Origin of the sequence: uncultured Bacteroides sp. (genome assembly GCF_947632445.1) — a bacterium.
In the GTDB taxonomy this organism is placed as follows: domain Bacteria; phylum Bacteroidota; class Bacteroidia; order Bacteroidales; family Bacteroidaceae; genus Bacteroides.
This window is the reverse complement of record NZ_CANRPM010000077.1, coordinates 1-10,751: the sequence shown is the minus strand read 5'-3', so window position 1 is coordinate 10,751 and position 10,751 is coordinate 1. Positions and strand designations below refer to the sequence as shown.

Here is a 10,751-nt window from a genome sequence, read left to right as displayed (position 1 = left end):
CAAAAAAGCCAACTAATTCGCAATAATTTGTGTATTAATTAGTTGGCTAATTTTATACTATTTAATGAATGTCCCTATCAGGTCGGGCCGCCCGATGCGGCGCAGCTCGTTGATGATGTTACGGCGCTCTTCGGGCTTGTACCAGAAAAAGAACTGGCGCTGGGCCAGTTTCTCCCGCTGCGTCTTGGCGCTAAACACGGGTTTGAGGGTATAGGGATGGTAACCCGTGTACCACGTTTCCGTGCTGACGGTCATCGGCGTAGGTGTGAAGTCCTGTACCTGCTCCAGGTGGAAGTCGAGCCGTTTGGTGAGGACGGCCAGTTCGGCCATGTCTTCTTCGTGGCAGCCGGGGTGGCTGGAAATAAAGTAGGGAATGAGCTGCTGGCGGAGGCCCTCTTCGCGATTGATGCGGTCGAACAGCTGCTTGAATGTTTTGAATTGGGAGAATGGCGGCTTGCGCATGACGTCGAGTACACGCGGGCTGGTATGTTCGGGCGCCACCTTCAGGCGTCCGCTGACGTGTCGGACAATGAGTTCGCGGATGTATTCACGTGCGCTCCGGTTCACCATCGGGTCTTTGCTCTCGTGGAGCAGGAGGTCGTAACGCACGCCGCTGCCAATGAACGACTTCTTGATACCGGGCAGGGCGTCGACAGCGCGATAGATGTCGAGCAGGGGGCGATGGTCCGTATTCAGGTTGGGGCACACCTTGGGATGGATGCACGAAGGACGCTTGCACTTGCGGCACAGGCTGAGGTCAATGCCCTGCATGCGGTACATATTGGCGCTGGGGCCGCCCAAGTCGCTCAGGTAGCCCTTGAAGTCGGGCAGCTCCATGATGGCCTTCACCTCTTTCAGAATACTTTCCTTGCTGCGGCTGACGATGAATTTTCCCTGATGGGCGGAGATGGTGCAGAAGGCGCACCCTCCGAAGCATCCGCGATGGATGTTGACCGAGTGTTTAATCATGTCGTAAGCCGGTATGCGCTTTCCTTTGTACTTCGGATGGGGCAGGCGCGTATAGGGCAGGTCGAATGAATGATCCAGTTCCTCTGCCGTGAGTGGCGGATAGGGCGGGTTGACCACCACCACTCGCTTGCCCGTGACTTGCAGAATGCGCGAGGCGGCGTACTTGTTGCTCTCTTCCTCGATGTGGCGGAAGTTGGCGGCCTCCTTCTTCTTGTCTTTCAGACATTCTTCGTGGGAGTAGAGGATGATGTCGTCCTCCGCAGGACTGACCTCGCGGGCGAGGTAAGCTGTTTGGGGAACATCGCCTAACGGTCGCCCCTCCGTCATGCGGCGGGCCAGTTCGACAATGGGCTTTTCGCCCATGCCATAGATGAGCAGGTCGGCACCGCTATCCACCAGGATGCTGGGGCGCACGCGATCCTGCCAGTAATCATAGTGCGTGAGGCGTCGCATGCTGGCTTCGATACCTCCCAGGAAGACAGGCACGTCCGGGAAAAGTTTCTTCAGGATTTGCGCATAGACGATGGAGGGGTATTCAGGGCGCATGTCGGGGCGTGCGTCGGGCGTGTAGGCGTCGTCGCTGCGCAGGCGCTTGTTGGCGGTGTACTTGTTTACCATAGAATCCATGCAACCGGCCGATACGCCGAAGAACAGGCGAGGACGGCCCAATTTCTTGAAGTCGCGCAGGTCGTCGCGCCAGTTGGGTTGGGGCACGAGGGCCACGCGCAACCCTTCCGCCTCCAATATGCGTCCGATGACAGCGGCGCCGAACGAGGGATGGTCTACATAGGCATCACCGCTGAAAATAATCACGTCCAGTTCGTCCCATCCGCGAAGGTCTACTTCTTTTTTGGTTGTGGGCAACCAGTCTGTCAGTCTGTATTCTTTCATGGACACAAGGTACGACCTTATTTCGTAAATTGCACGGTCATTTGTTCACCATCGTAGATTTCGCGGAAACCGATGTGTAGTTCGGCCAAGTATTCCTTCAGGTCGTTGAAGGCGGAGGCATTGTCCATGACAATCTCCAACGTTTCGCCGGACGGAGCCTCACACAAGGCCTTGATGGCGGGAATGAGCGGACTATAGTGCGACGTGCCGCACGTGTTAATGGTTTTCATATTCATTCTTCTACCTTTTTCTCCTCATCCTCTTCTTTTGGGGTATGGTCGGACAACCATTGCAGGTAGAGCTTGATGAGTTGTTGAAGTCCGAAAGCCTTCATGTTGTTGTGGTAGATGACGTCGATGCAAAGATCCAGCAGGTCTTTGCTGTCCTCCTCTTGTACGGCAATCAGTGAACGGATATTCAGTTTCAGCTTGTCGAGCACCGTTTCGTCTACGATACCGTTGCTGTCAATCAGATGCTGGAACAGTCCGTATTTCTGGATGGTGGCGAGGTGTCCGTCAGACACTTCGATGCTGCGCGTTCCGCTTGCATTGGCTTGTATGGCGTACATGTCTTTTAGTTTAAAGGTTGATATTTATACTTCGATTGCAGCAAAGATAGTGCTTTCGCAATATATTCTGCTATGTGGGGTCGATTTTCTTACAAAAAAGAATGCCGCTTACTGTTGGGACGGGGAGCAGCAGACTCGTTTTTAGTATTTGATGCGGACTTTATATTCCGGGATAATTTCTATTCGGGCGATACGGAGCACTTTGCTTTGCCGACTGAAATCGGGGCGGGCCGAAGGCGGCAAGTCGTTGAGAAATGAAGCGTTCTTCGATAAAGGGCGGAAGTAGAAGTTCATCTCTCCAGTCGCCTGTAACGATTGACTGAACCGCTTTAGGCCGATGAGCCACGGTGCTCCATGATAGAACTGGTCGAGTACCATCGTACCATTGATGAACGCCATGGCTACGTCGGCCACATAGTTGATCTTCAGAAAGTATTCATTGACCTGAGGTCTTTCGGGCTGTCGGATACGTATGGCCAGCCTTCGTCCGCCTATGGCGCGGCTTTCTGTCGGTACGCTGACGCTGTCTACTTCGACATGCTGCGGTTTCCACCCGTTGCTCGAAGGATAGAGAATATAATCCATTTCGTTTTTACCTAAGCTCAGGAGGGTAAAGCCGTCGGTGTGGGGCAAGACAGTGGCCTGTGTGATGAGGATGCGGCCGTTGAGGAGCGATGTGTGCATGGCCTGCTGACGAGTCAGGGTCGTGATATAGACTTTCTTGCCTGAACGGGTAGTGATGTGGAAGGTACTTTGGGTACCGGGTTGGGGGCGATAACAGCTCCGTCCCGATTTCAGAGTAGACGGATCGAAACAATATTCAGGAGCGATGCCTTCGGGAGCAAAGAAGATGTAGTGTGGATGCCCCTTGTCTTCAATCAACGTCAATGGCTGAGCCGTTGCATATTTCAACAGGGCATCTTCGATGGCAAAGTTGAACGGCAGGATGGCACTGACGTCTTTCTTTAATGTAAAAGAGCCTTGGGCGGGAATGTGCAGCACTTCACCGTTCAGGTTCAGTTGTAATTGCAGATCTTTCTGGTCGATGCGGGCTGTATCGTGGTCTTGGAAATTGGTCATAAAAACAAATCCTGCACCTTGCTTCATGCGGGCGGCAAATCGCAATGTCTCGCGATCGTCGGGGGTAATGCGCTCGTAGCCTTCGGGCAGAACAGTTTCCATAGGGGCCAGGCGGCTGCCGAATGCGTTGACAAAGAGGTGGAGCAGACGGAGATAACGATAGGAGTCGCGTATCAGGCCGGATTCACCTACAGGTGCCTGGAAATCGTATGAGATTTTGGGGCAGCCGGGTTCTTCGCTGAAGAAGCCTACGCCTCCTTGTTGTTTGGGAGTCATTCCGCCGTGATACATATAGTAACCGATGCCATTGGCTCCACTTCCCAAGGTGCGTACCATCAAAGCCTCTGCAGCCGCATCTTTTACGATGCAGCGGCGTGGATAAGTCATCTGAATACCTACGCCCATTTCGGCACAGAACGACGGATATTTTTCGCCATCGTAACGCACAGGAGAATAGTCCGGGTTACGCTGGATGTCCTTAAACAAGCAGAAGGAAGATTTGCGGTCAGCAGGAGTCCAGGTGGGATAAGTATAAGCTGCAGTTACAGGGATTGCTTCATTGCCGATGACGGCTGCCATACCCCATCCGGTAGCTGTATAGAGTGGCGTAAGAATACCGGCTCTTTCGGCTATGCATTTCAGCGTTTTCATGTGGCGATTGCCCTGTTCTTCACGGCTGATCTGCTTGGTTTGCACGCCTACACCCGGCAAGACCGTCGAAGCATCATAGGACGCGGCAGTGCGATCGACAGGTTCATCTTGATAGAAGATTGCCCATGGTGCGGCCGAATGTTGCAGTTCATTTTCTATTTGGGTACCGATGATGGGGCCTCCATCTTTGTAATACAAGCCTGCAAGTTGGGTAGCGATTTCCTTGTAGAGGCGTGAAACGTATTTCAGATAGTTGGGATCATCGGTGCGCACTTCGACAGGGCGTGCAAACAGCCAGTCGGGCAATCCTCCGTTACGTATCTCGCCATGACAGAAAGGGCCGATGCGCACCAAGACTTTCATACCATGTTTTTGGCAGAGTTGCACGAAAGCTCGCACGTCCCGGTTGCCACTCCAATCGAAGACGCCTTCACGTTCTTCGTGGATGTTCCAGAAAATGTAGGTAGGGATGACGGTCAGACCACCGGCTTTCATTTTCAGAATGGCTTCTTCCCATTGTTCACATGGATAACGGCAATAATGAAATTCACCCATGACAGGGATAGTGGGTATGCCGTTTTGTGACATGTAATAGCTGTTTACTTCGATACGTCCGCCATCGGGCGAAGTCCCCCCCCAACTTTAAATGGCCAGTATAGATGGTTTTCTCTTGTATAGGGGCATTTAGTTTGTATATATGCTGGGCAGCAGCACTTGTACACAATAAACACAGGACTACTGTCAGCGAAAGATGAATCTTCATATAAATATTATATTGGGTTAATAGATGTCTTTTGGCGTGGGAAGAATGATCTCCAGCTTCTATTTAAGAAAGAGATGGATGCTCTTCTTTTTCCACGACTTGAGAATTATAGTTTGTTATTGATATATTATTCTAATAAGTACCGTTATGCTGTTAGGGATATTAACCAACCATTTCTTTTTCCAGTTGTTCCAGCGATTTACCTTTTGTTTCAGGCAAATGGAAAGAGAAGAATATAAATCCTGCGGCGCAAATGGCTGTATATATCCAGAAGGTGCCGGCTGTTCCTAAAGCTTTGTTTAGGAAAGGAAATGTGTAGGTCAGTATGAAGCTGGCAACCCACAAAGCAAACGTTCCTGTCGCTACGGCTACTCCTCTTATTTTATTGGGGAAAATCTCCGACAATAATACCCAGGTGACAGGCCCCAAGGACATGGCATAGCAGGCAATGGCGGCTACAACCAAGATGACCATGAAAATGCCGCTGACTTCAAAATAGTAGCAAGTGCCGAGTATAAGGTAAATTCCAGCCAAGCCACCCGCGCCAAGCAACATCAATGCACGCCGGCCTAAGCGGTCAACGGTATAGATAGCCACAAAGGTAAATATCAGGTTGGCAATGCCGGTAACAACGATGTTGATAAACGTATTGTCTACGTCGTAACCCGCCGACTGGAAGATTTCTTGTGCGTAGTTGAATATGACATTGGTTCCACACCATTGCTGGAACATGGCTACGATAATGCCTAACAGAAAGACCCGACGATATGGCTTACTGAAAAGCAGAGATAAGCCGCCTTGGCTTTGCTTATTTCGCATATCTGTTTGCAAGACTGTTAGCTCGCTTTGCGCATAATCCATACCTCCAATGCGAGTCAATATAGCTACGGCTCGCTTCTGTTGTCCTGTTATGGATAGCCAGCGCGGACTTTCGGGTATAAATGCGGCAAGTACTAAAAAAGCCAATGCAGGAAACGCTGCTGCCCAGAACATCCAGCGCCAAGCCATTTCAATATTCCAAGCCGTATCGTCGCTGACCAGCCGCCAGTTGACAATCTGTGCTGCCAAGATACCGATGACAATGGTGAGTTGGTTGAGTGAAACCAATTTGCCACGAATATGAGTGGGAGCTACTTCGGCGATATACATAGGGGAGAGTCCTGAAGCAATGCCGATAGCAATACCTCCGCAGAAACGTGCCAATAGAAAATAGTGGAAATTGCTGAATGCTCCCGTTCCGTAAGCTGTTAACACAAAAATAAGAGCAGAAAGTAGCAATAGAGGCTTTCTGCCAAGCTTGTCGGCCAACATCCCTGAAGTTAATGCACCGATGAGACATCCTGCCAAGGCGATACTCATCGCAAGTCCCTGCATCAATGGATTGTCGACTATATTGAAGAATTGTTCGTAAAAAATCTTGGCGCCTCCTATTACAACCCAGTCGTAACCAAATAGCAATCCGCCCATAGCTGATACAAGGCAGATGAAGTAAATAAATCCTTTGTTGTACGTTTTCATGTGCTCAGATGGGAAATATGTTTTTTGTTTGCAAAATTAGCAACTGTCAGCAAACTGAACAATAGAAAGTCTTATACTTTATATGGACAATCTTACTTTTTTGCTTGAATTTCCCATTTTCATTGTGTATATTTGCTGCTGAGACTTTGAACAGTATGGAATATCTAAGGATGCTGTTTATCCTATGAATCTTTGTCCGAGTGACAGTTCGCGTATCAGTGACCGTATAGGGCTGTTTGAGGAACTGATAGTAGGTGTAGGAATGTATAAAAACAGAAGAATGAAAAAGAGATATTCATGTTCTTGCTTTCATTCTCCTGTTTTTTATTAGTCAACTTGTTTTTATAATGGAATATATTCTACGAAAGCTTCCATTGCTTCATAGCTGGCAAGTCCCAAACTATTGTACAGATTAGCGGTACCGAGATTACGATCCTCGCTTCGTTGCCAGAAGAGACGTTCATCATTGCCGAGGAATGGAGCGCTTTCCATCTGACTTTGGTGTTTCAGGATAGAATTGCGTTTGGCACGTAATTCTTCTGGACTGATGGGAACTGCCATTTCGATGTTTTCAATCTCCCATTCTGCCCAGGCGCCACGATACATCCATATACGGCAATCTTTTAACCATTCGGCACCTTCTTCCTTTTCCAAGTCGATAGCGGCAAATACGGCATCCGTGCAGACACGATGTGTGCCATGCGGGTCGGCTAAGTCACCCGCTACAAAGACTTGGTGAGGTTTCACCTCTCGCAACAGATTGCGAACTATTTCAATATCAGCTTCGCTAATTGGATTTTTTTGAATCTTTCCTGTTTCGTAGAAAGGCAGGTCGAGGAAGTGGCAGTGATCCAACGGGATATTGTTGTACGTACAGGCTGTACGTGCTTCGCCGCGACGGATAAGCCCTTTGATGGTAAGAATATCACGTGTATCTATATCACCGTCTTTCTTTTCACGAAGGAATTTGCGGATTTCCGCGTATTTTTCATTAATGACCTGATCTGCACTATCATTGAATAGCTGATTAAACCCATTGATAAAATGCAGGAAACGGATCACTTCTTCGTCGCCGACAGCGATATTGCCGCTCGTTTCGTAAGCTACATGAACGTCGTGCCCTTGCTCTACCAGACGACGCAACGTGCCACCCATAGAGATGACATCATCATCAGGATGGGGCGAGAAGATAATGACACGTTTGGGATAGGGAAGAGCACGTTCGGGGCGATAGGTGTCGTCTGCATTCGGTTTTCCGCCCGGCCATCCCGTGATGGTATGTTGCAGGTCATTGAATATTTTTATATTTACATTATAGGCTGAACCATAGAGGGCTAACAATTCGCTCAGACCATTTTCGTTATAATCCTTGTTTGTCAATTTCAGGATAGGTTTTCCTGTCAGCTGGCACAGCCATACGATGGCACTGCGGATAAGCTTGTCGTTCCATTCGCAAGAAGTTACCAGCCAAGGACGTTGAATACGTGTCAGGTTCGAAGCTGCGGATAAGTCTGTCACAATGTGGGCATTGTTGTGAGTTTGCAGGTAGGAGGCCGGAATTGTATCCGTAATCGGACCTTCCACACACTCTTTCACCATTTTTGCTTTCTCTTCTCCCCATGCAATGAGATAAACCTTCTTAGCAGCCAGAATAGTGGATATACCCATTGTAATGGAACTTACAGGGGTATTGTCTATACTACCAAACATTTTGGCTGCATCGTTACGTGATGCATTGTCAAGCAGAATTAATCGTGTGGTAGAGTTCAGGCGGGAACCTGGTTCGTTGAATCCAATGTTGCCTACGCGTCCAATACCCAGTAAAACAATATCCAAACCTCCAAAACTTTCGATACGTTGCTCATAGAGGCGGCAGTATTCGAAGATAGTATCTTTGGCTATTGAACCATCAGGACTGAAAATATTCTGTTTGTCAATGTCCACATGGTCGAGCAGCATCTCTTTTAATGCATTGAAATTGCTGTTGATTGCATCTGGCGCAAGTGGATAGTATTCGTAGAGATTGAATACGATAACGTTGCGAAAACTCAACCCTTCTTCTTTGTGCATACGGACTAAGGCCGCGTACACATTGCGCGGAGAGTTACCTCCTGCCAAAGCCAATACGCAGAAACGTCCAGCTTTTTGCTTATCACGTATTACTTGGGCTATGTCGCGGGCTATTTGGTCGACGCCTTCATCCACTGTTTCGTAGATGTCGGTAGGAATCTTTTCCAACCGAGTCAGGACAGAGCGTTCAAAGGCATTTTCCGGGCGATAGTACCTCGTCGACACTCTGTTTAAAGTGATTTGCGAACTAAGATTTGTCTTCATAAATGGATTGTATTAAAGTAAATGGATTGCCTAATTATATGGTATATGTATCCGGCACAAGTTTTCCCATTGCCCATACGGCGCGTATGTTCAGGTTGTCATCCATAACGATGATATCTGCATCTTTCCCCCGTTGCAATGAACCCTTGCGGTCGTATATACCCATGATTTTCGCAGGAGTTTCAGATACCATACGGATCGCATCGGCCAACGGGATATCGGCTTTTTGAACAACGGTTCTGATCAGTCGGTCCATTGTGGCTATACTCCCTGCCAAAGCTGAACGGTCGGCTAACTTGCAGACACCGTCTTCGATGATGACGCGCGGATCGAAAGCCTCTTTACTGTCGCTGGCGGCACAAGCCAAGGCGTCTGTGATTAAACAGGTACGTTCTACTCCTTTTATTTTATATACCAATCGAAGAATCGTTGGCGGTACATGGATGCCATCGGCAACGACTTCAACAGTCATGTCGTCCAGCAAATAGATGCTTTCTACAGTACCTTCATATTTATATTCACGACGTTTATGGAAACCAGGCATGGCATTATAAAAATGTGTAGCATGGGTATATCCAGCTTCATGTGCCGCCTGAATATCTTCAAATTCAGCTTGTGTATGGCCTACGGCCGCTAAAACACCTTTACTGGAAATGTATTTACCGAACTGAATGGCACCTGGAAGTTCAGGAGCAGCATCCCAGCGTTTGATACACGACCAGTGTTCTATCAGGGGAATATATTCGTTGGGATCTGGGTTTTTGATGTTCTCAGGTATTTGTCCGCCGGCCATAGCCATATTGAAGTAATGTCCTTCAAGATGAAGGCCTAAAATAGGGCTGTCAGGTTCTACCATTAACTTAGTACAGGTTTCGGCTGCCTGCTCTATCATGGGAATAGTAGACGATGACATCGTCGGAAATATACTGGTCGTACCATATTTCATATGCGTCTGTACTGCTTGGCGGAAAGCATCTTCAGTACATTCCATAAAATCACGTCCACCGCCACCGTGAGCATGGATTTCAATGCCACCTGGCAGTACATACATGCCTTTGACATCGACGAGTGTGGCACCGATAACAGCTAAGTCGCAGTTGGTTACTTCCAATATTTTTCCGTCTCTTATCAGTACGGAGCCGTCTTTCAACCATCCTTGTGGAGTAAGAATTCGGGCATTGATGAGTTGAGTCAGCATAGGATTTAGGGGTTAGATTGTTATTCCTTAAATGTTTTTTGTTGGATTCGTTTTTCCAGTTACAAAAGTAACGACTTTCTGTCAAATATGCACTACTCGATAGAGGTATTTGTCTTAAATACTCTAAAAACAGTACTTGTATTAAAGAGAAGGGTGCATTGTCTTATAGGTCTATTTAATGTGAGTTCGACATAAAATCAAAAGATAGCCGGTTGCCCGTCCTTGATAAAGTTCACTTCAATGGCGGGTTTCTTTTCAATGCAACAACAGGCTGCGATAGCCGGCAATGAATCGGCAATGAAACTTCTATTCCCTTCCGCGGTCACGCAGCACTTCCTGAAGTCCCGACGCAGTGCTTCGTGAGGGTGTCATGCAGTGCTTTATGAGGAGGGGACGAAGCACTTCGTCAGAGGGGCAGCAAGCACGACGTCAGGACGGAATGAATTGCCCGTGAAAAAAGACGGAAGAAAAATGAGTTTTTGGCACGATTAAAACAGTCCTGTCACACCAATTTGCTGATATACAGTCGGTTGCTGCGACAGTGACAGCAGCTGTGCAAACTTTTTTGAAATAAAATAAAAAATAGGCTGTCTTTAAAGGAAAGGTATTTTTTATTTTTTTCACGGAAATGTTTACCAAAGGTACTAAGGTGTCGCACTAATTTATTGATAATCTGTTACTTGGTGTGACAGGACTATTTTAAGCCCCTCCCGGATTATTTTCAAAGTGATTTGGGAGCTATAAAGACAAGATTGACTAGTCCTGAATAACCGTTACAG

General features: G+C 47.9%; 6 protein-coding genes and 2 pseudogenes. All 8 read right to left on the bottom strand.

Annotated features, from left to right (window positions below):
* Positions 1–57: 57 nt before the first annotated feature.
* On the bottom strand, positions 58–1,860 hold the full coding sequence (locus tag Q0Z70_RS11760) for a YgiQ family radical SAM protein (protein ID WP_298074757.1): 1,803 nt from the start codon (positions 1,858–1,860) through the stop codon (positions 58–60).
* A gap of 17 nt (positions 1,861–1,877) precedes the next feature.
* Positions 1,878–2,090, bottom strand: a complete 213-nt coding sequence (locus Q0Z70_RS11755) for a sulfurtransferase TusA family protein (protein ID WP_298074755.1) — start codon at positions 2,088–2,090, stop codon at positions 1,878–1,880.
* A gap of 2 nt (positions 2,091–2,092) precedes the next feature.
* Complete coding sequence (locus tag Q0Z70_RS11750; RefSeq protein ID WP_298074753.1) at positions 2,093–2,428, bottom strand: hypothetical protein; 336 nt, start codon at positions 2,426–2,428, stop codon at positions 2,093–2,095.
* Between the two features lie 141 nt (positions 2,429–2,569).
* Positions 2,570–4,922 (bottom strand): annotated as a pseudogene (locus Q0Z70_RS11745) (beta-galactosidase).
* Positions 4,923–5,084: 162 nt separating this feature from the next.
* Positions 5,085–6,440 carry a sugar porter family MFS transporter gene (locus Q0Z70_RS11740; protein ID WP_298074751.1) on the bottom strand — a complete coding sequence of 452 codons (1,356 nt, stop codon included), beginning with the start codon at positions 6,438–6,440 and terminating at the stop codon, positions 5,085–5,087.
* A gap of 342 nt (positions 6,441–6,782) precedes the next feature.
* Positions 6,783–8,774, bottom strand: a complete 1,992-nt coding sequence (locus Q0Z70_RS11735) for a glucosamine-6-phosphate deaminase (RefSeq protein ID WP_298074750.1) — start codon at positions 8,772–8,774, stop codon at positions 6,783–6,785.
* 34 nt (positions 8,775–8,808) lie between these two features.
* The gene (gene nagA / locus Q0Z70_RS11730) at positions 8,809–9,972 is read right to left on the bottom strand and encodes an N-acetylglucosamine-6-phosphate deacetylase (protein ID WP_298074749.1); all 1,164 of its coding nucleotides are present in this window, start codon (positions 9,970–9,972) and stop codon (positions 8,809–8,811) included.
* A 197-nt stretch (positions 9,973–10,169) separates the two neighbouring features.
* Positions 10,170–10,277 (bottom strand): annotated as a pseudogene (locus tag Q0Z70_RS11725) (IS982 family transposase); the annotation flags it as partial.
* Positions 10,278–10,751 lie beyond the last annotated feature (474 nt).

Bases quoted from the DNA above. Each gene is read 5' to 3' on its own strand.
- Q0Z70_RS11760 (WP_298074757.1), bottom strand. From the start codon at position 1,860: ATGAAAGAATACAGACTGACAGACTGGTTGCCCACAACCAAAAAAGAA.
- Q0Z70_RS11755 (WP_298074755.1), bottom strand. From the start codon at position 2,090: ATGAAAACCATTAACACGTGCGGCACGTCGCACTATAGTCCGCTCATT.
- Q0Z70_RS11750 (WP_298074753.1), bottom strand. From the start codon at position 2,428: ATGTACGCCATACAAGCCAATGCAAGCGGAACGCGCAGCATCGAAGTG.
- Q0Z70_RS11740 (WP_298074751.1), bottom strand. From the start codon at position 6,440: ATGAAAACGTACAACAAAGGATTTATTTACTTCATCTGCCTTGTATCA.
- Q0Z70_RS11735 (WP_298074750.1), bottom strand. From the start codon at position 8,774: ATGAAGACAAATCTTAGTTCGCAAATCACTTTAAACAGAGTGTCGACG.
- nagA (WP_298074749.1), bottom strand. From the start codon at position 9,972: ATGCTGACTCAACTCATCAATGCCCGAATTCTTACTCCACAAGGATGG.